Here is a 26,134-nt window from a genome sequence, read left to right as displayed (position 1 = left end):
AAAAGACAAAGAGCCCTGACAGGAATCCGCGCGCGTGATACGATATCACATAGATACTGTCGGGGCTTTTTGACAAAATCAAAGAAATAATACAAAAAGTCTGAAAATTAGAAAAACAATAGCTTAAAATCATTCAGATTAATTTGAATTTTTGCATTTCTTTTCATTTAAAATGTGTTACAATAGATAAGAGTTTTTAACTCTTAAAAGGAGATAAGTGTGACATGTCGGATAAACCAGAGAACGGATTGAAGCAGGAGTTAGACCGCAGAAAGCGGATCAACCGGATCAAATCCATCATTGTATCCTTTGTGGGAATCTGGATGCTGGCATCTGTCATTTTGTGTGCAACACTTTTTGTAAAAGTTATTCACTTAGAGAATAATCTGAACAAGGTACTGCAGAACATGCCGCAGGTAGAACAGGTGGAGAATGAAGAGACGAAGAATTCTCCGGATGCGGATACCGGAAAGAATGTGGAATACGGGAAGCAGGATCAGACCGGACAGGATGATGCAAACAAGAAGAAGGCAGACGATGGCGAAAAGTTAAAAGTATATCTTACTTTTGATGACGGACCAAGCACGAATACACAACAGATTCTGGATATATTAAAACAATATAATGTAAAAGCGACATTCTTTGTCATTGGAAAGACAGATGACCTTTCGAAAGAAATGTATAAGAAGATCGTAGAGGAAGGGCATACCCTTGGGATGCATTCCTATTCTCATAAATATTCGGTAATATATGACTCCATGTCAGCATTTGAACAGGATTTTAATCAGATTCATGACTATCTGAAAGAAGTTACCGGAGTGGATTGCAAATATTATCGTTTTCCGGGAGGAAGCAGTAATCAGGTCAGCAACAGTGATATGCGGGAATTTATCCGATATCTGAATGACCGGGGGATTACATACTATGATTGGAATGTCTCAAGCGGAGATGCGACATCACAGGCATATACAGCGGATGAGCTGATACAGAATGTGATGGGAGATGTTACAAAATATAAGACATCGGTAGTGTTGATGCATGATTCTGCCGTGAAACCCGCTACCGTAGAAGCATTACCGGCACTGATCGAGCAGCTTCAGGGGATTGGAGCAGAGATTTTACCAATAGATGAAAATACAGCAACTGTACATCATGTCAACATTGATGGGGAACAGGGACAATAAGAAAAAAAGATGGAGGGACAACATGGGCTTTTTTAAAGATTTTAAAGAAGATGCATCTCAGGCAATGAAAGAATTAATGCCACAGGATGATGAAGTACTGGACGAAGAAGGAACAGATGAAGATGATCTGGTTGTAAATACGTTAGAAGATGAGTTAGACGTAGAGTCTGAACTTTCTAAGCTGAACGGATTGTTAGAATCTGTAGCCAAAGAAGAGACACCGGTCAAAGAGCCGGCACCTGAAACAACACAGGAAAAGACAACAAAAGCAGTGACAAATAAGGAGGAACCATTCATGAGCATGGAGAAAGAAACATCAGTAAATCCGATCAATCTGGGAGGAAAAGCAGAGTCTGTGATGCCGACAATGACACAGATGCATACACAGCAGGAAGCACCAATGAGAAAACCGGAGCCGGTCGTAACTGATGAAGTGACATTAATTACTGAAGGAAGCAGTCTGACAGGTAATCTTTCTTCTAATGGTTCTATTGATATGAGAGGAACTGTGATCGGAGATGTTCAGTGTAACGGAAAGTTAACCGTAACCGGAAATATCCGTGGTAACACAACCTCAGCAGAGTTCTTTGCAGATAATGCAAAATTAGAGGGAGAAGTAACAACAACAGGAACCGTAAAAATCGGACTTGGTTCCGTAGTAGTTGGTAATATCACTGCAACCTCAGCAGTGATCGCAGGTGCGATCAAAGGCGACATTGATGTACAGGGACCGGTTGTGGTAGATACCTCAGCAGTTGTAATGGGAAATATCAAATCACGTTCCGTACAGATTAACAACGGTGCAGTGATTGAAGGATTCTGCTCACAGTGTTATGCAGATGTGGATGTAGAAAGCCTTTTTGTGGAAGAATAATAGAGAAATAAGGAGACAACCATGAAAAGAGTATTATTAAAGCTTAGCGGAGAAGCTCTTGCAGGAGAAAAACATACCGGTTTTGATGAGGCAACTGTTGTCAAAGTGGCAAAACAGGTAAAACAGTTAGCAGATGATGGCGTGGAAGTTGGTGTTGTTATTGGCGGCGGTAATTTCTGGCGTGGAAGAACAAGCGAGAATATTGACCGTACCAAGGCGGATCAGATCGGAATGTTAGCAACCGTGATGAACTGTATCTATGTTTCGGAGATTTTCCGTTCCGAAGGAATGAAGACACAGGTACTGACACCATTTGAATGTGGCTCTTTCACAAAGTTATTTTCTAAGGATCGTGCAAACAAATACTTTGAGCATGGAATGGTTGTATTTTTTGCAGGCGGTATCGGACATCCGTATTTTTCAACGGATACTACGACCGTATTGCGTGCAGTAGAGATTGAAGCAGACGTTATCCTGTTAGCAAAAGCAATTGACGGAGTATATGACAGTGATCCGAAGGTAAATCCGAATGCAGTACGCTACGATGAGGTTTCCATTCAGGAAGTCATCGACAAGCAGCTTGCAGTTGTGGATCTGACTGCTTCTATCATGTGCATGGAAAATCATATGCCGATGTATGTGTTTGGGTTGAATGAAGAGAACAGTATCGTAAAAGCGATCAGCGGTAAATTCAACGGAACCGTAGTAACGGTATAAAACAGGAGGAAACAACATGGATGAGAGATTAACCCCATTTGAGGATAAAATGAAAAAATCCTATCATAATCTGATAGAGGAACTTGGAACAGTTCGTGCAGGACGTGCGAACCCACATGTGTTAGATAAGATCAAGGTAGACTACTATGGTACACCAACTTCTTTACAGCAGGTGGCAAACGTCAGCGTACCGGAACCGAGAATGATACAGATTCAGCCTTGGGAGGCTTCTTTGGTAAAAGAGATTGAAAAAGCGATCAATATGTCCGATTTAGGAATCAACCCGACCAATGATGGAAAAGTGATCCGTTTAGTATTCCCGGAACTTACAGAGGAACGCAGAAAAGAGCTTGCAAAGGATGTAAAGAAAAAAGGTGAGGCTGCTAAGGTAGCGATCCGTAACATTCGCCGTGATGCAAATGATTCCTTTAAGAAATTAGGAAAATCATCAGAAGTGTCTGAGGATGAAGTAAAAGACTTAGAGACACAGGCACAGAAAATGACTGACAAATTTATAGCAGATATAGATAAAGCCATTGAAGAAAAATCCAAAGAGATTCTTACCGTATAGAAATTTTTGGAACACATGGGGACACAGCGGTATCGCCGTGTTCCCCTTTTTCTTTCATAGAGATTTTTGGAACTTCCATGGGAAGTTCATAGAAAGTAAGACGTAGGAGGAAGGACGATGAGGATTCCGCAGCATGTAGCCATTATATTAGATGGCAACGGAAGATGGGCAAAGAGTAAAGGAATGCCGCGCAATTACGGGCATACCATGGGAGCGAAGAATGTAGAGGTTATTTGTGAGGATGCCTATCATATGGGAATTCAGTATCTGACGCTGTATGCGTTTTCTACAGAGAACTGGAACCGTCCGGATACAGAGGTAGAAGCACTGATGAAGCTTCTTGCGACCTATTTAAAGAACTGTATCAAAAGAGCAGATAAGAATAATATGAGAATCCGTGTGATCGGGGATATCAGCAGACTGGATGCAAAGTTCCGGAACACGATCCGGGAATTAGAAGAAGCAACCAAAAAGAACACAGGACTGAATCTGCAGATTGCCCTGAATTATGGCAGTCGTGACGAGATGATCCGTGCGATAAAAAAAATGGTAAAAGACCATGATGCCGGTAAATTAGCGACAGAGGACATCACTGAAGAATGTTTTTCTTCCTATCTGGATACGAAAGAGATTCCGGACCCGGATCTGCTGATCCGTACCAGTGGCGAGCAGCGTCTGTCGAATTATCTGCTTTGGCAGCTTGCATACAGTGAATTTTATTTTACACCGGTTCCGTGGCCGGATTTTTCAAAAGCGGAATTAGAAAAAGCCGTAGAAGCGTATAATCAGAGAGACAGACGGTATGGCGGCGTAAAGGAGGAGGCATAATGTTTAAGACGAGACTGATCAGTGGAATCGTACTGGTTGCACTGGCATTATTACTGATCATTACAGGCGGAAACGTTCTATTGGGAGCACTGTGCGTAATTTCCCTGATCGGAATGTTTGAATTATACCGCATTTTTAAAATAGAAAAAGAACCGGCAGGAGTAGCAGGATATATAGCGGCCATCGTATATTATCTGAACCTGTTATTTGGTTTTATACCGGATATGATGATGTTCGTACTCAGTGTACTTGTGGTATTGATGTTTATTTATGTATTTTCCTATCCAAAATATAAGACGGAGCAGATGTTAGCGGCATTTTTTGCGGTATTCTATGTGGCAGTGATGCTGTCCTTTGTATACCGGACGAGAATGCTTCCAATGGGAACTTACACGGTATGGCTGATCTTCTTATGCTCCTGGGGCTGTGACACCTGTGCTTATTGTGTCGGAGTCTTAATTGGAAAACATAAGATGGCACCAAAACTGAGTCCGAAAAAATCCATTGAAGGAGCAGTCGGAGGCGTTGTCGGAGCAGCCCTTTTAGCCATTATCTATGGATTTGTATTCAAGGATGCCATGGGATGCACCACACAGACCATCTGGTTTATGGCAGGGATCTGCGCAGTGGGAGCACTGATCTCTATGGTGGGAGATCTGACAGCATCAGCGATTAAGAGAAATTATGAGATTAAAGACTATGGAAAACTGATCCCGGGACATGGCGGGATCTTAGACCGTTTTGACAGTGTGATATTTACTGCACCGATCATATTCTATCTGGCATTGTATTTCATAAAATAGTAGAGGTTACCATGAAAAAAATAGCGATTTTAGGTTCCACAGGTTCAATTGGAACCCAGACACTTGAGATTGTAAGAGAACAAAAGGATATCTGTGTAAGAGCACTTGCCGCAGGAAATAATATTGATCTTTTAGAGCAGCAGATCCGTGAATTTCATCCGGTCTTAGCATCGGTACAGTCGGAGGAAAAAGCAGCGGATTTACGGCAGAGACTGCGTGATATGGACATTAAGATCGTTTCCGGCATGGACGGACTGATCGAAGTTGCAACAGAGCCGCAGGCAGAGATTTTAGTGACTGCAGTGGTTGGAATGTTAGGACTTCGTCCAACCGTGGAAGCCATCAAGGCAAAGAAGACGATCGCACTTGCAAATAAAGAGACACTGGTAACGGCGGGACATCTGATCATGCCGTTAGCAAAAGAGTGTGGGGTGCCGATCCTTCCGGTGGACAGTGAACACAGTGCTATTTTCCAGTCCTTAAATGGAGAGAGACAGAACCGGATCGCAAAGATTTTACTGACCGCTTCGGGCGGCCCTTTCCGTGGGAAAAAACGTGCAGAGCTTGCGCATGTTACCTTAGAGGATGCCTTAAAACATCCGAATTGGAGCATGGGAAGAAAGATTACCGTAGATTCTGCAACCCTTGTAAACAAAGGCTTAGAGGTAATGGAAGCAAAGTGGCTCTTTGATGTGAAATTAGAGCAGATTCAGGTAGTCGTGCATCCGCAGAGCGTCATCCATTCGATGGTGGAATACGAGGATGGGGCAGTCATCGCACAGCTTGGTACGCCGGATATGCGTCTGCCGATCCAGTATGCACTTTATTATCCGAACCGAAGAAGTTTAAGCGGAAAGCGTTTGAATTTTTACGAATTGGGAAGTCTGACCTTTGAAGAACCGGATATGGAGACATTTCAGGGGTTGTCCCTGGCTATGAAAGCCATGAAGGCAGGCGGCAATATGCCAACGGTATTTAATGCGGCGAATGAACGTGCAGTTGCAATGTTTTTAGAGAAAAAAATCGGATTTTGGAATATTCCCGAAATCATTGAAGCATCTATGGAACACGTTGATTTTAGGGAAAATCCAAGTTTGGAAAAAATACTGAGTACAGAACAGGAAGTATATGAGTATATAGAGAGCAGGTGGAAACCTTGAAAATCATTTTTGCAATATTAATTTTCAGTATCATAATTCTGTTTCATGAGCTGGGACATTTTCTGTTCGCAAAGCGGGCAGGGATCCGTGTCAATGAGTTTTGTATCGGTTTAGGTCCTACGCTGGTTGGATTTACAAAAGGTGAAACCAAGTATTCCATCAAATTGCTGCCTTTTGGCGGTGCCTGCATGATGGAAGGTGAGGACGGAGACAGTAAGGCGGAGGATTCTTTTCAGAGTAAATCGGTTGGGGCAAGAATTTCCGTAGTAGCCGCAGGACCGGTCTTTAATTTCATTATGGCATTTGTCTGCGCTCTGATCTTAGTGGCATGTACCGGATATGACAGACCGGTGATCAGCGGTGTTATGGACGGATATCCTGCACAGGAAGCAGGGATGAAAGAGGGAGATGTGATCAAAAAGCTGAATTCAAAGAAGATACATCTTTACCGGGAAGTCAGCATTTATACCTTTTTCCACGGAGATCAGTCCATTGATGTGGTATATGAGCGTGACGGAAAGACACATGAGACAACGATCACACCGCGCTACGACAAAGAAAATGATCGTTATCTCTTCGGATTCTATGGAAGCGGCGAACGGACAAAAGGCGGTCTGGTCAAGACCCTGCAATACGGTGTATACGAAGTGAAATACTGGATCGCAAGTACCTTAGAAAGCCTTAAAATGCTTGTAACAGGACAGGTGGGGATCAATGAGATGTCGGGACCTGTCGGCATTGTCAAGGGTGTGAGTGATACCTATGAAGCAGGAGCGGCAGTCGGCTGGTTCTCCGTTTTTGTCGGAATGCTCAACTGGACGATCTTATTATCTGCGAACTTAGGTGTAATGAATCTTCTTCCACTTCCGGCATTAGACGGTGGAAGACTGGTATTTTTAATTATAGAAGCAATTCGTGGAAAAGGGGTTGACCCTGAGAAAGAGGGGATGGTCCATTTTATCGGGATATGCCTTTTAATGGCATTGATGGTAGTCATTATGTTTAATGATATACGAAAGCTCTTCTAGGAGGAATGGTATGGATACAAGAGAAGTACGGATCGGAAACCGTGTGATCGGTGGTGGGAATCCGGTTTTGATACAGTCGATGACAAATACAAAGACGGAGGATGTTCAGGCAACCGTGGCACAGATCAAACGTCTGACTGCGGCAGGCTGTGAGATCATCCGGTGTGCAGTGCCTACGATGGAGGCGGCAAAGGCGTTAGGAGAGATCAAGCGTCAGATTGAGATCCCACTGGTGGCCGATATCCATTTTGACTATAAACTGGCAATTGCAGCAATGGAAAACGGTGCGGATAAGATCCGTATCAATCCGGGCAATATCGGTTCAAAAGAGCGGATTCGTGCGGTAGTAGATGTGGCAAAAGAGAGAAATATTCCAATCCGGGTGGGTGTCAACAGCGGTTCTTTAGAAAAAGAACTGGTGGCAAAATATCATGGTGTAACAGCCGAAGGATTAGTGGAGAGTGCGTTAGATAAGGTACATCTCATAGAAGAAAACGGCTATGATAATCTGGTGATCTCTATTAAATCATCCGATGTCATGATGTGTGTACATGCGCATGAGCTGATCGCAAAAAAGACAGATTATCCGCTTCATGTCGGTATCACAGAGGCAGGAACGATCACAAGCGGCAACATCAAGTCTGCGATCGGTCTTGGACTGATCTTAAATCAGGGCATTGGTGATACGATCCGCGTATCCTTAACGGGAGATCCGTTAGAAGAGATCAAGTCTGCAAAGCTGATCCTGCGTACTCTCGGTTTACGGAAAGGCGGCATTGAGGTAGTATCCTGTCCGACCTGCGGCAGAACACAGATCGATCTGATCGCTCTTGCAAACCGTGTGGAAGATATGGTTGCTGATATTCCGTTAGATATCAAGGTTGCAGTCATGGGCTGTGTGGTAAACGGACCGGGGGAAGCAAGAGAGGCAGACATCGGGATTGCAGGAGGAATCGGGGAAGGATTGCTGATCAAACATGGCGAGATCGTACAGAAACTTCCGGAAGAGGAACTCTTAGATGCATTGAGAAACGAACTGTTGAATTGGAGTGAGTAAGATGGCAAATGCCTTTTTAGAGGTCTTTCCTACATTACAACTAAATCACGAAATGAAGGGTCTTTTGTCAGAAGCCACGGTAACAAAAGTGGCTTCTAACCGTAACCGGGATTTTATCCGTGTCTATTTTGACAATACAAGGCTGATCCCGAAAAGAGATATCTGGCGGTTAGAAGAGGATATGAGACAGCAGCTTTTTCCAAATCAGAAGATGCAGATCAAGCTGATGGAACATTACCGCCTTTCCGGCCAGTATACGGCAAAGACACTTTTAGATACCTATAAAGAGAGCATGTTGTGTGAGATCAAAGAATACAGCCTGCTCCTTTATAATATTTTTAGAAAAGCCGAGATCCGCTTTGAAGAAGATATGCAGATGACGTTGATCTTAGAAGATACGTTAATCGCAAGGGAAAGTCAGGACGAGCTGATAGAAGTCTTAGATAAGATCATAAGAGAACGCTGTGGCATCCAGACGAAGTTCGACATTCAGTTCGTGGAGAAAAAAGAGAGCCATTATAAAAAAGATACCGACCATCAGATCGATTTAGAAGTCGAGAGTATCGTAAGGCGTACGGCGGCAGCAAAATCGGAGCATGAGCAGGAACACGCTGAGGACGAAATGCTCGGAGCAGTCGCAAAAGAAAACGAGGCAGATACTTCAAAGGCTCAGAGTCCGAAAGAGCAGAGTGCAAAAGTAGCCAAGACAAAGTCCGCTGCAGATGCGGGAAGCCGGCAGAACGGTAAGAAGGGTGGAGTTAAGAAGCGCGAGTACGGTCTGAAGCGTTCCGACAACCCGGATGTATTCTACGGACGTGATTTCGACGAAGAAGCAGTGACGATCGATACAATACAGGGAGAAGTCGGAGAGGTCGTTATTCGCGGACAGATCATCGATACCGATATGCGGGAACTTCGGAATGGAGAAAAAACGATCGTCAAGATCGTCATTACAGACTTTACGGATACGATCGCAGCTAAGATTTTTGTAAAAAATGAGCAGCGGGATGAATTGATGGAGCATCTGAAAAAAGGTAACTTCATCAAGATCAAAGGTGTTACAACGATGGACAAGTTTGACCATGAGATCGGGCTGTCCTTCTTAGCCGGTATGAAGAAAATCCCTGATTTTACCACGCCAAGATTAGATAACAGCATGGAAAAGAGAGTCGAGCTGCATTGCCATACCAAAATGAGCGATATGGACGGTGTTTCTGATGTAAAAGACATCATAAAAAGGGCAAAATCATGGGGTCATAAAGCAATCGCAATTACTGACCACGGTGCAGTGCAGGCATTTACGGATGCGTATCATTCCGTCAGTCCTGAGGATGATTTTAAGGTCATATATGGAGTAGAGGCATATTTAGTTGACGATTTAAAAGAAATCATTACAAATTCTAAGAACCAGAGTCTGGATGATTCCTATGTGGTATTTGACTTAGAGACCACAGGATTTAGTCCAAACACTTGTAAGATCATAGAGATCGGAGCCGTGAAGGTGGAAAATGGAACGATCACGGAGCGTTTTTCGGAATTTGTCAATCCACAGGTACCGATTCCGTTTAAGATCGAGGAACTGACCGGAATCCGTGACGATATGGTCATGGGGGCGGAAACCATTGAAGAGATTCTGCCGCGTTTTATGGAATTTTGTGAAGGTTGTGTCATGATTGCACACAATGCAGAATTTGATATGAGCTTTATCCGCAAAAATTGTATGGATTTAGATATCCCATGCAATCATACGGTTGGCGATACGGTGGCAATGGCAAGAATCTTACTGCCGACCTTACATCGTTTTAAATTAGATACCGTCGCAAAAGCACTGAAGATTTCATTAGAAAACCATCATCGTGCGGTAGATGATGCAGAATGTACGGCACACATTTTTGTAAAGTTCATTGAAATGTTAAAAGAGCGCCATATCGAGACGCTGAATGATCTGAACAGTCTTGGGGCAACGTCGGTCGATACGGTGAAAAAGCTGCCGACTCATCATGCGATTATCTTAGCACAGAATGAAGTCGGAAGAATCAATCTCTATCGTCTCGTTTCCGAATCGCATCTGACGTATTATGCGAAAAGACCAAGGATTCCAAAGAGTCTTTACCTAAAATATAAAGAGGGACTCTGTATTGGTTCTGCCTGTGAAGCAGGAGAACTGTATCAGGCAATTTTAAACGGAAGACCGCAGGAGGAGATTGCAAGACTGGTCAATTTCTATGATTATCTGGAAATCCAGCCGCTTGGCAACAATATGTTCATGTTAGAGAGTGACAAAGCTCCGGTGGAGACCATAGAGGAACTTCAGGAGATCAACCGTAAAATCTGCCGGTTAGGAGAGGAGTTCCACAAACCGGTGGTCGCAACCTGCGATGTCCACTTTTTAGACCCGCAGGATGAGGTTTATCGGAGGATCATCATGGCAGGCAAAGGCTTTAAGGACTCAGACAATCAGGCACCGTTGTATCTGCGTACTACCGAAGAAATGTTAGCAGAATTTGAGTATCTTGGCAGTGAAAAAGCCAGAGAGGTAGTCATTACAAATCCAAATAAGATTGCGGCGATGTGTGAACGCATTGAGCCGGTGCGTCCTGATAAATGTCCGCCGGTGATCGAGAATTCAGACCAGATGCTGCGTGATATCTGTTATAACAAGGCACATGAGATGTACGGGGAAGAATTGCCGCCGATCGTACAGGAACGTTTAGAAAGAGAATTAAATTCCATTATATCAAACGGCTATGCCGTAATGTATATCATTGCACAGAAGCTGGTGTGGAAATCAAATGAAGACGGCTATCTGGTAGGTTCCCGTGGTTCCGTAGGTTCTTCATTTGCGGCAACCATGTCGGGTATTACCGAGGTCAATCCGTTAAGACCACATTATTATTGTAAAAAATGCCACTACAGTGATTTTGATTCAAAAGAGGTATTAGCCTATGCAGGACGTTCCGGTTGTGATATGCCGGATAAGAACTGTCCGGTCTGCGGCGAGCCGCTGACGAAAGACGGCTTTGATATCCCATTTGAAACCTTCTTGGGATTTAAGGGAAATAAAGAGCCGGATATCGATCTGAACTTTTCCGGTGACTATCAGGGAAAGGCACATCGCTATACAGAGGTTATTTTCGGTGAGGGGCAGACCTTCCGTGCCGGAACGATCGGAACCTTAGCAGATAAGACCGCGTTTGGTTATGCAAAGAATTATTATGAAGAGCGTGGAATTGCAAAGAGAAACTGTGAAATCGACCGGATCGTACAGGGCTGTGTCGGGATCCGCAGGACAACCGGACAGCATCCGGGTGGAATCATCGTACTTCCGGTAGGAGAAGAAATCTATTCCTTCACACCGGTACAGCATCCGGCGAACGATATGGAAACAGATATCATTACGACACACTTTGATTACCACTCGATCGATCACAACTTATTAAAATTAGATATACTCGGACACGATGATCCGACCATGATTCGTATGTTAGAGGATTTAACCGGAATTGATGCACAACAGATCCCTCTTGACGAACCAACGGTCATGTCCCTGTTTTTAAATACCAGTGCATTAGGAGTAGAGCCGGAAGATTTAGGCGGATGTCCGTTAGGTTCACTTGGAATTCCGGAGTTTGGAACCGATTTTGTTATCCAGATGTTAATTGATACAAAACCGCAGAGTTTTTCCGATCTGATCCGTATTTCGGGTCTGTCCCATGGTACGGACGTGTGGTTAGGAAATGCACAGACCCTGATCGAAGAGGGAAAAGCAACGATCTCCACGGCAATCTGCACGCGTGATGATATTATGATCTACCTGATCGGTATGGGCTTAGAGAGTGAGCTTTCCTTTACGATCATGGAGTCTGTCCGAAAAGGAAAAGGCTTAAAGGATGAGTGGATCGAGGAAATGAAGGCACATGATGTGCCGGACTGGTATATCTGGTCCTGTCAGAAGATCAAATACATGTTCCCGAAAGCCCATGCGGCGGCATATGTTATGATGGCATGGAGAATTGCTTATTGTAAAGTATATTATCCGCTTGCCTACTATGCAGCATTTTTCAGTATCCGTGCTACGGCATTCAACTACGAGCTGATGTGCCAGGGAAAAGAAAAACTGAATTATTTTATCAAGGATTACGAAAAGCGAAAAGATACCCTGACAAAAAAGGAGCAGGATACGGTAAAGGATATGCGTATTGTACAGGAGATGTATGCCAGAGGTTTTACTTTCTTACCGTTAGATGTTTATACCGCAAAGGCAAGGTATTTCCAGATCATAGATGGAAAGCTGATGCCGGCACTCAATACCATCGAAGGATTGGGTGATAAGGCGGCAGAAGCCATCGAAGATGCTGCAAAACAGGGAGCATTCCTGTCAAAAGATGATTTCAGACAGAGAACAAAGGTATCTAAGACCGTCATCGATCTGATGAGTGATCTCGGACTCTTAGAAGGACTTCCGGAGACGAACCAGTTATCCTTATTCGATTTTTAAATCAAGATTAAATGAAAATGCGAGGTTGCTTTATGGATACATATAAAGTAAAAAAATTAAATCATCCTATAAATTTAGAAATTGCAGTACCGGGTTCTAAAAGTATTACCAATCGTGCGCTTTTTTTAGCAGCTCTTGGAACCGGAGAGGTGCATTTAAAGGGAGTCCTTTTTTCGGAGGATTCGAGATGTTTTTTAAGCAGCTTAGAATCTCTTGGTTTTTCAGTAGAGATCCGGGAAGAAGAAAAAGAGGTTATCGTAGGCGGCTGTGGAGGCGTGATCCCAAAGAAAGAAGCAGAAATCCATGTGGGAAGTGCCGGAACGGCAGCTCGTTTTCTAACGGCGATGCTGGCACTTTCCGAAGGAGTCTATACCATACAGGCATCGGAGCAGATGAAGCGCAGGCCTATGCGTCCGCTCTTTGAGGCATTAGAGCAGTTAGGGGCAGAATTTACCTATTTAGAAAAAAAAGGATTTCTTCCGGTGCGTGTGCGTGGAAAACGCGGCGGTTTTAAGGAAGCATCGTTAGATATCAGCCGCAGTACCCAGTTTTTAAGTGCATTGCTGATGATGGCACCTGTTTTAGGCGAGGATTTTACAATCCACATTATGAGTGAGAAAAAAGACGGTTCTTATATCAGGATCACAAAAAAGATGATGGAGCAGTTCGGTGTGGAATGTACCTTTGATGGAGATTCTTACCATATAAAAAAGGGACAGAACTATCAAAGAGAAATCTATGAGATTGAGCCGGATGTCTCTGCAGCATGTTATTTTTATGCGATGGCGGCATTGACCGGAGGCAGGACGGTAGTAAAGAATGTCCATAAGGATTCGATGCAGGGAGATCTGCGATTTTTAGAAGTGTTAGAAAAATTAGGCTGTCATGTCACAGATACCGAAGCGGGAATTGAAGTGACAGGAACGAATGACGGACATTATCCGGGAATTACCGTAGATATGAATGATTTTTCAGACCAGACGATGACGCTTGCAGCATTAGCTCCATTTGCGGATTCGCCAACGACCATCCGAAATATCGGACATATCCGTTTACAGGAATCGGACCGGTTATCTGCGATTGCCAAAGAATTAACAAAAATGGGGATTCAGGTAGAAGAAGGGGAAGATTTCTTGGTGATTTATCCGGGTAAGCCACAACCATCACTGGTCAGTACCTATGAGGACCACCGGATGGCAATGGCATTTTCTCTGATCGGTTTAAGAAGCGAAGGAATTGTCATAGACAATCCGCTATGCTGTAAAAAGACATTTGAAGATTATTTTATCCTGTTAGATCGAATCATAAAGGATCACCGTTAAGGCTTACCATTAGTCTTTCACACTGGCATGGAAGGTGTTGAGATTAGCTGCACCGGTTGTCGGCGTATAGAAAATGGTATCATTTTCATTCAGTCTGCGGAAATAGACATAGCGTGAAGTAATATTGATATCCGTATAAATACCCTCAGAAATCACTTCAGAATTTGAACCGTCTGTCTGCATACGGCAAAGGGCAGGATTCTGATTTCTGCAATAGTAGATCGTACTGCCATAGACATTGAAACAGTCCACACGCTCATTTGTTAAGACGGTTTTCTCTTTGGTGTTCAGATTTACTTTTGTTAAGCAGTAATTGTTCGAACAATCCATATAGTAAGCCGTATCACCATCGACGATCGGCATCCAGCAGTCTCCGTCAAAAATCTGGTTAGAACTTTTGGTTTCCGCATTCATGGAGTAGATGTGACGGTCGTTTTCTAATCCGTTGTAATATAAATAGTTGCCATTGGCAGAGCAGGTATAATAAGGCTGATCCTTAACCTGTTCTTTTTCTTTTCCATCAATTTTTACACGGTACATGGTAGTCGCAGTGTCCTTGTCATAGTGCAGATAGTACATATAATTGCCCAAAAGGGAGGCGTACATGGAAGGCTCCGGGTCTAAGATCACACGTCCTTTTCCGTTTTTGCGGTTGATACGGCAAAGGCTGTTATTATTCCAGCGTAAAAAGGAAAAATCACTGTTTTCTGCCTTATTGTTTCTGGCATAGTAAATGTAGTGCTCATCTGCATTGATAAAAGTTGCGGTATCGTTGCTTAATTTTTTGACATCATCTCCATTCAAAGACATGGAGTAAAGGCGGTAATTGTCATCGGGATTTGCAAAATAGACGGTACCGTCATACTCGCAGAACATGCCGCCGTTATAAAGGTTTCCGGCAGTGTTTCCATTGACATAGGTGTCATTAAAACGGGTTTTTGTATGGAAAAAATGTATGAGCCAGATGGCAATGATAAGCAGTACGGCTGCAATCGGAAGAATCCATTTCATCTTTTTACTCATGGTATGTATACTCCTTCTAAAATATATTTAAAATTCATGTAAAAATTATAGTTCATACGATGCTTTTTCGCAAGGAAATCTTGATATCAAAAGCGGGATAGGGTATGATAGAAAAAAATATGACAGGGTGGAAAAAATGAAAGATTTACTGGAAATACGAGAGGAAATAGACCGCATTGACGGTCAGATGATCGAACTCTATGAAAAGCGCATGGAGTGTACCGCACAGGTGGCGGAATATAAGATTTCGACCGGAAAGAAGATTTTTGATAAAGAGCGGGAGCAGGCAAAATTAGAAAAAGCAGAGAGCCTTGCATCGAATACATTTAATAAACGAAGCGTCAGGGAATTGTTTGAACATATCATGTCGATGAGCCGGAAACGTCAATATCAGATTTTAACCGAACAGGGATTGACAAAAAAGCCGGATTTTATCTGTGAGGACAAGCTGGATTTTACCAAGGCAAGAGTGGTTTTTCAGGGTGTGGAAGGAGCGTACAGCGAAGCAGCCATGAAAGAATTCTTTGGCAGTGACACAGACAGTTTTCATGTGGAAACGTGGCGGGATGCGATGGAAGCTATTAAAAACGGAGAAGCGGATTATGCGGTACTTCCGATCGAGAATTCCTCAGCGGGAAGTGTTCGTGAGAACTACGATCTGTTAGTCGAATATGACCACTGCATTGTCGGTGAGCAGATCATAAAAATCGAACATGTGCTGTTAGGACTGCCGGAGGCAGAACTTTCAGATATCGATCAGGTCTATTCCCATCCACAGGCGTTGATGCAGTGCAGTAAGATATTAGAAGAACACCGTGACTGGGAAAAGATCAGCTTAAAGAATACAGCTGTTTCTGCAAAAAAAGTCAAAGAGGATGGAAAGAAGAATCAGGCGGCAATTGCAAGCAAACTGACTGCCGAATTATATGGGCTTAAGATATTAAAAGAAAATCTTTCGAATAATGCAGATAATTATACAAGATTTATCATCGTAACAGGCAAGCATGTCTTTGAAAAAGATGCGAAGAAGGTCAGCATCTGCTTTGAGATCCCGCATCAGAGCGGTTCTCTTTATCAGATGATCTCACATTTTATCTTTAATGGGATCAATATGACAAAGATTGAATCGAGACCGATTCAGGGAAAGAACTGGGAATACCGGTTTTTTATAGATATCGAAGGAAATCTGAATGACGGAGCAGTACAGAATGCATTAAACGGTTTGTCAGAAGAGACAAGCAAGTTAAAAATACTGGGTAATTATTAAGTGAGAAGAGGCGTAATGAAATGAAAAGTGCAGGCGAATTGATATTATACAAAGATTTTAGCGGAACAGATGAAGAAATTTTTTATCCGATGGCATCGATCATTGAGCGGAGCAGACGTGGTGGAATGGATGCAAAAGAGGAACGGCAGAAGTTCTATGAGTGTTTTCATCAGTTGATGGAGGTATCTGCCAGCCACGGTTTTCAGGGGAATCTGTGGCACAATTATCTTACATATCTGTTAATCAGTAATGAAAACGCATACAGCAGAGCCTGTGAGATACGCGGAAATATTGAAGGCAGCATCAATGAGATTGCCCTGCATGATTTTGAGGTTTTCCGTTATTTCTTTGAGTTTGATTTAGAGGACTTAGGGCGCAAACTCGGAGTAGACTGCATTCCGGTACTTTTGCACTATGAGCGATTTGAGGGAAATGGCAAGGTATTTAACAGCAGAATCCGTGACCGTATCTGTGAGCTGAGCGTGAAATTAGAGCAGACACAGAGTGTATCGGAATTTAAGGACTGTGTGACAGAGTTTTACCGGGATTTTGGAGTGGGAAAACTCGGACTGCACAAAGCATTTCGTGTCGAGCATCATGAAAACGGTGCAGAAATCGTACCAATTACCAATATTGCCCATGTTCATTTAGATGATCTTGTCGGTTACGAGCTTGCAAAGAAAAAGCTCGTAGAGAATACAGAGGCTTTTGTAGAGGGCAGGGCGGCAAATAACTGTCTTTTATTCGGAGATGCAGGTACCGGAAAGAGTTCCAGCATTAAGGCGATCATCAATCAGTATTATGATAAAGGTCTTCGTATGATCGAAATTTATAAGCACCAGTTCGGAGACTTACAGAGTGTGATTGCGCAGATCAAAAATCGTAATTACAAATTTATTATCTATATGGATGATCTGTCTTTTGAAGAATTTGAGATTGAATATAAGTATTTAAAGGCAGTCATTGAAGGCGGCTTAGAGAAAAAACCACAGAATGTTTTGATCTATGCAACTTCAAACCGCAGACATCTGATCCGCGAGAATTTCAGCGACAAAGAAGAAGTCAGAGAAGATATGCATACTTCCGATACGGTACAGGAAAAACTTTCCTTAGTATACCGTTTTGGCGTATCGATCTATTTTGGCGCACCAAACAAAAAAGAATTTCAGGAGATTGTGAAAGTTCTAGCAGAGAAGCATGGAATCAGCATGCCGCAGGAGGAACTCCTTTTAGAAGCCAATAAGTGGGAGTTAAGCAACGGCGGGCTGTCAGGAAGGACTGCCCAGCAGTTCATTGACCATCTGCTTGGAACGATGAAATAGTACCTGAGAGGAGAAATACATGAGGATTACAACATTTGCAGCAATCTATGTCGGTTCTTATGAGGTCAGCTTAAAGATCACGGAAATCTCAGCAAAACGCAAGATAAGAGAGATTGATCTGATCAGAAGCAGGATCGGGATCGGCAGAAATATTTATAAACATAAAAAGGTGGAAACAGAAGTGATGGAAGAACTCTGTGAGATTCTTTCAGAATATGAGGAGATTATGAAATCTTACCGGGTAGATGCTTATCGTGCCTATGCAGGAGCTTTTTTAAAGGATGCAGGAAACGTACTTTTTGTCTTAGAGCAGATTCGCATCCGGACAGGACTCAGCTTACAGATTTTAAGCAACTCTGAGCGGAGGTTTATCGGATATCAGTCAGTTGCGGCCAGAGAAGAATTTGATGCTATGACAAAAGAGGGAGCGGCAGTTGTCGATGTCGGCGGCGAGAGCATCCAGATCACACTCTTTTCCGAGGGCGGTGTGGTAACGACGCAGCATCTTGTTCTTGGAACCATGCGTTTGCAGGAACAGCTTGCAGGGATCGGAAATACGGTTGCCCGTTTTGAAAAGCAGATGGAGGAGCTGATCAACAAAGAGATTGAAGTATTTAAGGCGATGTATCTGAAAAAAAGAGAACTGCGTTATCTGATCTTTTTAGGTGATTACAGCTTAGAACTGATGGAGAGTATTCAGGGAAACGGTAAGATTAAGACGGCGAAGACAGAAGTGTTTGCAGAGCATTTAAAGGAGCTGGGCAGACAGAATCCGGAGGACGTGGCGGAGCAGTTAAAGCTATCTACGGTTGACCCGCTGTTAGTGCCGTCCATTGTCATGTACCGCTGCATTGCACAGGAGCTTGGAACCGGCGAAGTCTGGGTTCCGGGAAATAATATCAGTGATGGTATTGCATATCAGTATGCAAGTGAGAATAAATTATTAAAATCCGTACATGATTTTGATAACGACGTATTAAGTGCGGCGACCAACCTGTCGAAACGTTACCACAGCTATTCGCCGCATATTGATGCACTGACAAAAATGTCAACCATGATTTTTCATGCAATTCAGAAAGTACATGGTATGGGAAGCAGAGAACTATTGCTGCTTCAGGTCGCAGCCATCCTGCATGATTGTGGAAAATTTGTCAGTCTTGCCAACGGACCGGACTGTGCCTATGACATCATCATGGCATCAGAGATCATCGGACTGTCCCATTTAGAACGTGAGATCGTGGCAAGTACCGTGCGCTACAACACCAGACCGTTAGACCCCTATGAACGGGTAGCCGATAAAATGGATGTACAAAGCTATATGACAGCAGCGAAGTTAGCTGCCATCCTTCGGGTGTCTAATGCATTAGACCGCAGCCATAAACAGAAATTCAGTACGATCAAAGTCGTATTAAAAAATAAAGAACTTCTCATCACGGTAGAAACAAAAGATGACATTATTTTAGAAAAAGGACTGTTGGCAAATAAATCAGACAGCTTTGAAGCAATCTTTGGGATCAAACCGGTTCTTCGGGAAAAGAGAAAGTTATAAGGAGGAAACAATGGAAGAAAAAAATGTTTTTTTAAGCCCGGAATATTATGAAAACAGGGAATTAAGCTGGCTCAAATTCAACGGCAGAGTCTTAAATGAAGCACGGGATAAATCCATTCCTCTTTTAGAGCGTTTAAAATTTGTCAGTATCACATCCTCAAATCTCGATGAATTTTTCATGGTAAGAGTCGCGTCCTTAAGAGATATGGTGCATGCGGATTACAAAAAAACAGATATTGCGGGAATGACGGCAACAGAGCAGTTAGAAAAGATCAATGTGGCAACCAGAGAACTGGTGGAGCTGCAGTATTCCACCTATAACCGCTCCTTAGTGCCACAGTTAGAGGCGAAGGGCATCCGCATCATCGATGCTTTTGAAGAACTGACCGCAGAGCAGCAGGAATTTGTGGATAAATATTTTGAGGAAACGGTTTATCCGGTGCTTACGCCGATGGCGGTGGATGCTTCCCGTCCGTTTCCGCTGATCCGTAATAAGACCTTGAACATTGCCGCATTTTTATTAAAAAAAGGTGAGAAAAAGAAAGAAGAAAACTATGAATTTGCTACGGTACAGGTGCCGGGAGTACTACCGCGTATCATACCGATCCCGGATGGAGAGAATCACAGTTTTATCCTGTTAGAGCAGATCATTGAAAAAAATATGGAACGGCTTTTCTTAAATTACGATGTAATTTGTGCTTATCCATACCGTATCATGAGAAATGCAGACCTTACCATTGATGAGGACGAAGCAGAGGATTTATTACAGGAAATCCAAAAGCAGTTGAAAAAACGTCAGTGGGGCGAGATCATCCGATTAGAGGTCGAGGATAAGATCGACAAAAAACTGCTTCATTTTTTAAAGGAAGAGTTACAGATTCCAAAGGACGATATCTATAAAATTAACGGACCTCTGGACCTGACATTTTTAATGAAAGTCTATGGTATGGAAGGCTGTGATGATCTGCGTTATGCACCGTACAAACCGCAGAAGGTGCCAAAAATCCCGGCAGGCTGCGACATCTTTGAGGCGATCCGAAAAGAAGATATTCTGTTACATCATCCATACCAGACCTTTGATCCGGTCGTGGATTTTATCCGTCAGGCGGCAGTGGACCCGGATGTACTTGCCATCAAACAGACCCTGTACCGTGTCAGCGGTAATTCGCCGATCATTGCATCTTTGGCATTGGCAGCAGAGAATGGAAAACAGGTATCTGTTTTAGTAGAGTTAAAAGCACGTTTTGATGAAGAGAACAACATTGTCTGGGCGAAAAAATTAGAAAAAGCCGGATGCCATGTCATCTATGGTTTAGTCGGCTTAAAAACTCACAGCAAGATTGCACTGGTGGTAAGAAAAGAAGAAGACGGAATCCGCAGATATGTTCATTTAGGAACCGGAAACTACAATGATTCCACGGCAAAGCTCTATACAGACTGCGGAATGTTTACCTGCTCCGAAGCCATTGGCGAGGATGCTACGGCAGTCTTTAACATGTTGTCAGGTTATTCCGAGCCGTCTACATGGAATAAACTGGTTATTGCACCAATCTGGCTCCGCAAAAAGTTCTTAAGCCTGATCCAGCGTGAGACAAGGAATGCAAGGGCTGGAAGGGAAGCAAGGATCGTAGCAAAAATGAATTCTCTTTGTGATCAGGGAATCATTGTGGCACTTTATGAAGCATCGGCAGTAGGGGTCAAGATCGATTTAGTAGTCCGCGGTATCTGTTGTCTGAAAACGGGAATTCCGGGGATCAGCGAGAATATCCATGTGCGTTCCATTGTCGGAAACTTCTTAGAGCACAGCAGGATCTTCTATTTTTATAATGACGGATTTGAAGATGTCTACATGGGAAGTGCAGACTGGATGCCAAGAAACTTAGATCGCCGTGTAGAAATCCTGTTTCCGGTAGAGGATGAACAGTTGAAAAAACAGGTGATGCACATCTTAGAAGTAGAGCTTGCAGATAACGTCAAAGCCCATATTCTGAATGCCGACGGTCAGTATGTGAAAGTCGATAAACGTGGAAAAGTGTTAGTCAATTCACAGGAGCAGTTCTGTGAGGAAGCAAAAAACAGCTTCGTGGAAGAAAAAGAAGAACACAGAGAACGTGTCTTTATTCCGGCGGAACAGGCAGAGGATGACAGACAGTAGGAGGAACAGGGAATGGAAACAAAGATTTTATTTGCAGACATTGACGGGACACTGCTCAATGACCAAAAGGAGATTCCAAAAGAAAATATGACCGCGATCCAAAAAGCGTTAGATCTTGGCCACTATGTAGTTGTGGCAACCGGCAGACCGTTAGACAGTGCAAAAGCAGTGGCAAAGGATTTAGGACTGATGATGCAGGGATGTTATCTGATTGCCTACAATGGAGCGATTGTCTATGATTGTGGGAATGAAAAGGTCTTAAAAAAAGAATCCCTTCCTCTTTCCTATGTCAAAGAACTGTTTGAACGTGCAAAAAAAGCAGGGCTTTACATCCAGACTTACAAAGGAAATCAGATCATTACAACGCAGGATTCCCCGGAGTTAGAAGCATACCGCAATCATACAAAGCTTTCTTATCAGGTGGTAGAGGATGTATTTGAAGTGTTAGATGAAGAACCGCAAAAGGCAATGCTGATCCATTTGACCGACAAGTCGAAGTTAGAACAGTTCCAGAGGGATAATATGGAGTGGCAGAAAGGAAAATGCATCAGTCTTTTTTCCATGGATACCTATTTAGAATACTGCCCACCGGGAGCAACAAAAGCAGCCGGTGTGGATTTCATATGTGAATACTTAGATGTTCCGCTCAAAAACACCGTCGCAGCCGGTGATGAAAGGAACGATATCCCGATGCTGCAGGAGGCACACATCGGAGTTGCAATGAAAAATGCAAAAGAGGAAGTGAAAGCGTGTGCAGACTATGTGACGCAACGCACGAATAATGAGGCTGGAATCGCAGAAGTAATTGAAAAATTCTTACTATCCGAATCATAACAGATCACGGATAGTAAGAATATCAGATGTCACCTCAAAGCACCCCGGCGGCTTTTTTGATCGGAATGAGAATCTCATCCGGGATCAAAAGGCCGCCTTTTCCTGTGCCTAAATGCAGGTAGGGTTTATTTGCTCCGTGATAATCAGAACCACCGCTGATCAATAGATCATATTCTTTGGCAATCTGACAAAAATTCCGTTCGTCTCCGGGAGAGTTCGCAGAATAGATCGCTTCAATGCCGGTTAAGCCATGTTCCTTAAGTTCTAAGATAAAAGCTTTTAAATGGTCAAAATTCATATGACAGAGTACCGGATGTGCAAAAAATGCAACGCCGCCGGCAAGCCGGATCAACCGGATCGCCTCAAACGGATCAATTTTTTCGCGTGGCACATAGCAGCGGCATCCGTCTCCGAGATACTTCGCAAACACGGTTTCACGGTCTTTGACCATTCCGTGTTCCACCAGATATTTAGCAAAATGAGCACGGGTAATGACGCTTTCGGGATTTTCACGATATAAATCTTTCATCGTGATCGCAAAACCTTCTTTTTGCAAAAGGACCGTCATTTTTTCGTTACGAAGGTCACGGCTGTTGACAAAAGTATGCAGATGCTTTAAAAAATCAGGATTGTTTTCATCAATATAATATCCTAAAATATGCACTTCTTTTCCTTCGTAGTCGGTAGACAGCTCAATCCCCGGGATCAGTTCAATGCCGGCTTCTTTTGCAGCCGGGCGGGCATACTTCAAACCGCCGATGGTATCATGGTCAGTCAGGGCAAAGGCATGAAGCCCCACCTGCTTTGCAAGTGTGACAAGTTCGCACGGTGTGTCCGTGCCATCGGATTCTGTAGAATGTACATGTAGATCGATCATGGAAAAACCTCTTTTCTGGATAGATATTTTCTTCATTTTCTCAAACAATTTCCATTGGGTCAAGTAGAAAGATAAGTGTCTAAACCACCTTGCGAAAAGAGTATCCATATAGTACAATAAAGTTAATATTAACGATAGACTCCAAAGAGAAACATACGGAAAAAACCGTTGAGTGAGGTAGTATTATGGAAGAAAAAGTAATTACAGATGTAGAGCGAAATAACCGGACAGCAATGATAGCATATATCATTGATACGGTGGTAATGTTGACGTTTTGTGTTTTACAGGCAGCGACCGGATTGCAGACATGGCTGTATGTGCTTGGACTGTCCATATTAGGTCTGGTTCCGGCGGGACTGGAACTGGTGTACTGGAAAAAAGACCATAACACACCTATGATCAAGCATTTTGTTGCCATCGGTTTTGCGATTTTTTATAGTGTTGCATTGTTTACGGCAAAAAATAATCTGGTATTTGCATTTGTAATACCTATGATCCTGATCGTCTCCGTATATAATGATGTGCGGTATTCCATTATGATCAATACAGGAACCGTAATTGAAAGCCTGCTAGTGGGAATTATCGGAGCAAAGACCGGAAGATTCGGTTATGCCGGCAGTGATTCTGCGATTATCCAGGTCGTGATCATGATCTTAGTGGGAATCTATTCGATTATGGCAGCAAGAACTGCACAGAGCAATGCAGAGCACAAGGTAGGACGGATCAAAAAAGTGCAAAGCCAGACGGAGGCAGTTTTAAAGAATATGGAGGAACTCTCTGAGACCTTAAAGACAGGAATTGAGGCAACTTACATAGATTTAGAAAAATTAGAGCGTGCATCCGGTGTTACCAAAGAAGCAATGCAGGGCGTTTCCGTGGGAGCAAACGACACAGCATTAGCCGTACAGGATCAGCTTTTACAGACAGAAGAGATCCAAAAGAAAGTAGATGTTGTCAATGATGCGAACGAGCAGATCGTAGACAGTATGCAGCAGACTTTGTCCGTTTTAAAAGACGGAAATCAAGACATGGAGGTACTGGTACAAAAAGTAGAAGTATCAGTAAAAAATGGTGCAGATGTTGCGGAAAAACTCCAGACACTGGATAAATACATGGAGCAGATGAATACGATCGTCGAACTGATCAAAAGCATTGCTTCCCAGACAAGCCTGCTTGCACTGAATGCAAGTATTGAGGCGGCAAGAGCCGGGGAGGCAGGAAAAGGATTTGCGGTAGTGGCAACGGAGATTTCCGGCATGGCATCCCAGACCAATGAAGCAACGGTACATATTACGGAGCTGATCGAAAACGTATCGACTGCCATTACGGAAGTGGTAGAGGTTATTTACCAGATGATCTCCGGTATCAATGAGGAAAAACAGTCCGCAGAGAATACCGCGGGAAGTTTTCAGTCCATCCAGCATAATACCCTTGCAATACAAAGCCAGGTGGAAAATCTGACACACAGTGTAGAGGAGTTAAAAGAGGCAAACCGTGTGATCATGGAGTCCATTCAGACCATTTCCGCCGTTTCAGAGGAAGTGTCTGCCCATGCAGGTGAGACCATGAATGCCGAAGAGGAAAATACAGATACCCTGAAAAAAATCGAAGAGAGAATGAAAGAGTTAGTCAAGACCGTCAGTGAGAAAAATTCTTAGACTGGAGTCTTGTAAAGGAACAGACATAAAAATGTTTCACAAAACAATTGACATCACAGAAGGTCTGTGATATAGTAATGAAGTTGTTAGAAAACAAAGTAGAGTATCCACTCTCACCTTAGCGCAAATGAGCGACTAAGCGTTCATATTTCAGATGACAATGTTTATTTGAGTAATGATTGTGGATAGTCTGCCTATCCACTTTTTTTTCGAGCAAAATCAAATAATAATTTGGAGGTATAAGACCATTAGCGAGTTAATGATCAATGAACAAATCAAAGATAAGGAAGTACGTCTGATTGGTCCGGACGGCGAACAGCTTGGCATCGTGTCATCCAGAGAAGCTTTGAAACGTGCCGAAGAGGCAGAGTTGGATTTGGTGAAGATTGCACCGAAGGCAAAACCACCGGTTTGTAAAATTATTGACTACGGAAAATACAGATACGAACTGGCGAGAAAAGAAAAAGAAGCAAAGAAAAAGCAGAAAACCGTTGAGGTCAAAGAGATTCGTCTGTCTCCAAATATTGAAGCAAACGATTTGAACACGAAAATGAATTCTGCGCGCAAGTTTCTTGCAAAAGGCAATAAAGTAAAGGTTACCCTGCGTTTCAGGGGAAGAGAAATGGCGCATATGAATAGCAGCAAGCACATCTTAGATGACATCGCAAAAGAGTTAGAAGAGGTGGCAGTAGTGGAAAAAGCACCAAAGGTAGAGGGCAGAAGCGTTTCTATGGTGTTGGCAGAGAAAAAATAATACAACTAGGAGGAATATATCATGCCAAAAATGAAGACAAACAGAGCAGCAGCAAAACGTTTTAAAAAGACAGGAAGCGGAAACTTAAAGAGAAATAAAGCATACAGAAGACATATCTTAACCAAGAAGTCTGCAAAGACCAAGAGAAATCTGAGAAAGCAGCCGTTAGTAGATTCTACAAACGTTAAGAATATGAAGAAGATTTTACCATATTTATAAGAATCAGATTAGGAGGAAAAGATCATGGCAAGAGTTAAAGGCGGAATGAACGCAAAGAAAAAACATAATAGAACATTAAAATTAGCAAAAGGATACAGAGGAGCCCGTTCCAAACAGTATCGTGTTGCAAAACAGTCTGTAATGAGAGCATTAACAAGTTCTTATGCAGGTAGAAAAGAGAGAAAACGTCAGTTCAGACAGTTATGGATCGCACGTATCAATGCAGCAGCTCGTATGAACGGAATCTCTTACAGCCAGTTCATGCACGGTTTAAAATTAGCAGGTGTTGAGATGAACCGTAAGATGTTAGCAGAGATGGCAGTCAATGATGCAGAAGGATTTGCAACATTAGCAGAATTAGCAAAAAGTAAAGTAGCTTAATGAAATTTAGGACAACTTCATGTGAAATACAGAAGTTGTCCTTTTTTAAGGAG

At 43.0% G+C, this 26,134-nt stretch carries 22 protein-coding genes; 20 read left to right on the top strand and 2 right to left on the bottom strand.

Translation table 11 applies throughout. The features are described 5' to 3' along the window. The first annotated feature begins 224 nt into the window (after positions 1 to 224). The 11 genes from WMO43_RS05075 (at position 225) to aroA (ending at position 14,042) form a co-directional block, all read left to right on the top strand. Positions 225 to 1,184, top strand: coding sequence for a polysaccharide deacetylase family protein (locus tag WMO43_RS05075; protein WP_353530350.1), 960 nt, complete (start codon positions 225 to 227; stop codon positions 1,182 to 1,184). 22 nt (positions 1,185 to 1,206) lie between these two features. Then, positions 1,207 to 2,058 (top strand): polymer-forming cytoskeletal protein, encoded by an 852-nt coding sequence (locus WMO43_RS05070; protein ID WP_177963876.1) that lies wholly within the window; start codon positions 1,207 to 1,209, stop codon positions 2,056 to 2,058. A gap of 21 nt (positions 2,059 to 2,079) precedes the next feature. Beyond that, on the top strand, positions 2,080 to 2,775 hold the full coding sequence (gene pyrH, locus WMO43_RS05065) for a UMP kinase (protein ID WP_177963878.1): 696 nt from the start codon (positions 2,080 to 2,082) through the stop codon (positions 2,773 to 2,775). Positions 2,776 to 2,791: 16 nt separating this feature from the next. After that, entirely contained in the window at positions 2,792 to 3,346 is a 555-nt protein-coding gene (gene frr / locus WMO43_RS05060) for a ribosome recycling factor (protein WP_177963879.1), read from the top strand. A 117-nt stretch (positions 3,347 to 3,463) separates the two neighbouring features. After that, positions 3,464 to 4,174: an undecaprenyl pyrophosphate synthase gene (uppS, locus tag WMO43_RS05055; protein ID WP_353530347.1), complete on the top strand. Its 711-nt coding sequence runs from the start codon at positions 3,464 to 3,466 to the stop codon at positions 4,172 to 4,174. Then, complete coding sequence (locus WMO43_RS05050) at positions 4,174 to 4,977, top strand: phosphatidate cytidylyltransferase (protein ID WP_177963881.1); 804 nt, start codon at positions 4,174 to 4,176, stop codon at positions 4,975 to 4,977. The genes uppS and WMO43_RS05050 overlap by 1 nt, the downstream gene beginning before the upstream one ends. 11 nt (positions 4,978 to 4,988) lie before the next feature. Further along, the gene (locus tag WMO43_RS05045; protein ID WP_353530346.1) at positions 4,989 to 6,137 is read left to right on the top strand and encodes a 1-deoxy-D-xylulose-5-phosphate reductoisomerase; all 1,149 of its coding nucleotides are present in this window, start codon (positions 4,989 to 4,991) and stop codon (positions 6,135 to 6,137) included. Then, positions 6,134 to 7,165: an RIP metalloprotease RseP gene (rseP, locus tag WMO43_RS05040; protein WP_353530344.1), complete on the top strand. Its 1,032-nt coding sequence runs from the start codon at positions 6,134 to 6,136 to the stop codon at positions 7,163 to 7,165. The genes WMO43_RS05045 and rseP overlap by 4 nt, the downstream gene beginning before the upstream one ends. Before the next feature lie 10 nt (positions 7,166 to 7,175). Beyond that, positions 7,176 to 8,222: a flavodoxin-dependent (E)-4-hydroxy-3-methylbut-2-enyl-diphosphate synthase gene (ispG, locus tag WMO43_RS05035; RefSeq protein WP_353530343.1), complete on the top strand. Its 1,047-nt coding sequence runs from the start codon at positions 7,176 to 7,178 to the stop codon at positions 8,220 to 8,222. A gap of 1 nt (position 8,223) precedes the next feature. Beyond that, positions 8,224 to 12,720, top strand: a complete 4,497-nt coding sequence (locus tag WMO43_RS05030; RefSeq protein WP_353530342.1) for a PolC-type DNA polymerase III — start codon at positions 8,224 to 8,226, stop codon at positions 12,718 to 12,720. Between the two features lie 32 nt (positions 12,721 to 12,752). After that, entirely contained in the window at positions 12,753 to 14,042 is a 1,290-nt protein-coding gene (gene aroA / locus WMO43_RS05025; protein WP_353530341.1) for a 3-phosphoshikimate 1-carboxyvinyltransferase, read from the top strand. A 9-nt stretch (positions 14,043 to 14,051) separates the two neighbouring features. Here the strand turns inward: aroA and WMO43_RS05020 are convergent, their stop codons facing one another. Next, positions 14,052 to 15,065 (bottom strand): DUF5050 domain-containing protein, encoded by a 1,014-nt coding sequence (locus tag WMO43_RS05020; RefSeq protein WP_353530340.1) that lies wholly within the window; start codon positions 15,063 to 15,065, stop codon positions 14,052 to 14,054. A gap of 136 nt (positions 15,066 to 15,201) precedes the next feature. Here WMO43_RS05020 and pheA point away from each other — a divergent pair, with 136 nt between their 5' ends. Genes pheA through WMO43_RS04995 form a run of 5 tightly spaced genes read left to right on the top strand, consistent with a single transcriptional unit; the run spans position 15,202 to position 22,192 of the window. Then, complete coding sequence (gene pheA / locus WMO43_RS05015) at positions 15,202 to 16,332, top strand: prephenate dehydratase (protein ID WP_177962725.1); 1,131 nt, start codon at positions 15,202 to 15,204, stop codon at positions 16,330 to 16,332. 20 nt (positions 16,333 to 16,352) lie between these two features. After that, positions 16,353 to 17,654, top strand: coding sequence for an ATP-binding protein (locus WMO43_RS05010; RefSeq protein ID WP_353530339.1), 1,302 nt, complete (start codon positions 16,353 to 16,355; stop codon positions 17,652 to 17,654). Positions 17,655 to 17,673: 19 nt separating this feature from the next. Further along, complete coding sequence (locus tag WMO43_RS05005; protein ID WP_353530337.1) at positions 17,674 to 19,203, top strand: Ppx/GppA phosphatase family protein; 1,530 nt, start codon at positions 17,674 to 17,676, stop codon at positions 19,201 to 19,203. A gap of 10 nt (positions 19,204 to 19,213) precedes the next feature. Then, positions 19,214 to 21,358: an RNA degradosome polyphosphate kinase gene (locus tag WMO43_RS05000; protein WP_353530336.1), complete on the top strand. Its 2,145-nt coding sequence runs from the start codon at positions 19,214 to 19,216 to the stop codon at positions 21,356 to 21,358. Positions 21,359 to 21,370: 12 nt separating this feature from the next. Then, positions 21,371 to 22,192: a Cof-type HAD-IIB family hydrolase gene (locus WMO43_RS04995; protein ID WP_353530335.1), complete on the top strand. Its 822-nt coding sequence runs from the start codon at positions 21,371 to 21,373 to the stop codon at positions 22,190 to 22,192. A 34-nt stretch (positions 22,193 to 22,226) separates the two neighbouring features. Here WMO43_RS04995 and WMO43_RS04990 read toward each other — a convergent pair whose 3' ends face one another. Beyond that, positions 22,227 to 23,069, bottom strand: coding sequence for a PHP domain-containing protein (locus WMO43_RS04990; protein WP_353530334.1), 843 nt, complete (start codon positions 23,067 to 23,069; stop codon positions 22,227 to 22,229). Positions 23,070 to 23,254: 185 nt separating this feature from the next. Here WMO43_RS04990 and WMO43_RS04985 point away from each other — a divergent pair, with 185 nt between their 5' ends. The 4 genes from WMO43_RS04985 to rplT all read left to right on the top strand — a co-directional run bounded on the left by WMO43_RS04985 (position 23,255) and on the right by rplT (position 26,081). Beyond that, positions 23,255 to 24,727, top strand: a complete 1,473-nt coding sequence (locus WMO43_RS04985) for a methyl-accepting chemotaxis protein (protein WP_353530333.1) — start codon at positions 23,255 to 23,257, stop codon at positions 24,725 to 24,727. 259 nt (positions 24,728 to 24,986) lie between these two features. After that, positions 24,987 to 25,481: a translation initiation factor IF-3 gene (gene infC, locus WMO43_RS04980; RefSeq protein WP_177962718.1), complete on the top strand. Its 495-nt coding sequence runs from the start codon at positions 24,987 to 24,989 to the stop codon at positions 25,479 to 25,481. Between the two features lie 21 nt (positions 25,482 to 25,502). Beyond that, positions 25,503 to 25,700, top strand: a complete 198-nt coding sequence (gene rpmI, locus WMO43_RS04975) for a 50S ribosomal protein L35 (protein WP_177962717.1) — start codon at positions 25,503 to 25,505, stop codon at positions 25,698 to 25,700. Positions 25,701 to 25,724: 24 nt separating this feature from the next. Further along, positions 25,725 to 26,081, top strand: a complete 357-nt coding sequence (gene rplT / locus WMO43_RS04970) for a 50S ribosomal protein L20 (protein ID WP_177962716.1) — start codon at positions 25,725 to 25,727, stop codon at positions 26,079 to 26,081. Positions 26,082 to 26,134 lie beyond the last annotated feature (53 nt).

Source organism: Maccoyibacter intestinihominis (genome assembly GCF_040096355.1).
Lineage (GTDB): Bacteria > Bacillota > Clostridia > Lachnospirales > Lachnospiraceae > Maccoyibacter > Maccoyibacter intestinihominis.
Note: the sequence above shows the minus strand (reverse complement) of the source record. Positions and strands in the feature narration are given on the sequence as shown.

What these genes read in the sequence shown, in the direction of transcription:
- rplT (WP_177962716.1), top strand. Translation starts at nt 25,725, where the DNA reads ATGGCAAGAGTTAAAGGCGGAATGAACGCAAAGAAAAAACATAATAGA.
- aroA (WP_353530341.1), top strand. Translation starts at nt 12,753, where the DNA reads ATGGATACATATAAAGTAAAAAAATTAAATCATCCTATAAATTTAGAA.
- WMO43_RS05005 (WP_353530337.1), top strand. Translation starts at nt 17,674, where the DNA reads ATGAGGATTACAACATTTGCAGCAATCTATGTCGGTTCTTATGAGGTC.
- rpmI (WP_177962717.1), top strand. Translation starts at nt 25,503, where the DNA reads ATGCCAAAAATGAAGACAAACAGAGCAGCAGCAAAACGTTTTAAAAAG.
- WMO43_RS05070 (WP_177963876.1), top strand. Translation starts at nt 1,207, where the DNA reads ATGGGCTTTTTTAAAGATTTTAAAGAAGATGCATCTCAGGCAATGAAA.
- frr (WP_177963879.1), top strand. Translation starts at nt 2,792, where the DNA reads ATGGATGAGAGATTAACCCCATTTGAGGATAAAATGAAAAAATCCTAT.
- WMO43_RS04990 (WP_353530334.1), bottom strand. Translation starts at nt 23,069, where the DNA reads ATGATCGATCTACATGTACATTCTACAGAATCCGATGGCACGGACACA.
- WMO43_RS04995 (WP_353530335.1), top strand. Translation starts at nt 21,371, where the DNA reads ATGGAAACAAAGATTTTATTTGCAGACATTGACGGGACACTGCTCAAT.
- WMO43_RS05010 (WP_353530339.1), top strand. Translation starts at nt 16,353, where the DNA reads ATGAAAAGTGCAGGCGAATTGATATTATACAAAGATTTTAGCGGAACA.
- WMO43_RS05075 (WP_353530350.1), top strand. Translation starts at nt 225, where the DNA reads ATGTCGGATAAACCAGAGAACGGATTGAAGCAGGAGTTAGACCGCAGA.
- WMO43_RS04985 (WP_353530333.1), top strand. Translation starts at nt 23,255, where the DNA reads ATGGAAGAAAAAGTAATTACAGATGTAGAGCGAAATAACCGGACAGCA.
- WMO43_RS05020 (WP_353530340.1), bottom strand. Translation starts at nt 15,065, where the DNA reads ATGAGTAAAAAGATGAAATGGATTCTTCCGATTGCAGCCGTACTGCTT.
- WMO43_RS05000 (WP_353530336.1), top strand. Translation starts at nt 19,214, where the DNA reads ATGGAAGAAAAAAATGTTTTTTTAAGCCCGGAATATTATGAAAACAGG.
- WMO43_RS05045 (WP_353530346.1), top strand. Translation starts at nt 4,989, where the DNA reads ATGAAAAAAATAGCGATTTTAGGTTCCACAGGTTCAATTGGAACCCAG.
- WMO43_RS05030 (WP_353530342.1), top strand. Translation starts at nt 8,224, where the DNA reads ATGGCAAATGCCTTTTTAGAGGTCTTTCCTACATTACAACTAAATCAC.
- ispG (WP_353530343.1), top strand. Translation starts at nt 7,176, where the DNA reads ATGGATACAAGAGAAGTACGGATCGGAAACCGTGTGATCGGTGGTGGG.
- pheA (WP_177962725.1), top strand. Translation starts at nt 15,202, where the DNA reads ATGAAAGATTTACTGGAAATACGAGAGGAAATAGACCGCATTGACGGT.
- WMO43_RS05050 (WP_177963881.1), top strand. Translation starts at nt 4,174, where the DNA reads ATGTTTAAGACGAGACTGATCAGTGGAATCGTACTGGTTGCACTGGCA.
- uppS (WP_353530347.1), top strand. Translation starts at nt 3,464, where the DNA reads ATGAGGATTCCGCAGCATGTAGCCATTATATTAGATGGCAACGGAAGA.
- infC (WP_177962718.1), top strand. Translation starts at nt 24,987, where the DNA reads ATGATCAATGAACAAATCAAAGATAAGGAAGTACGTCTGATTGGTCCG.
- pyrH (WP_177963878.1), top strand. Translation starts at nt 2,080, where the DNA reads ATGAAAAGAGTATTATTAAAGCTTAGCGGAGAAGCTCTTGCAGGAGAA.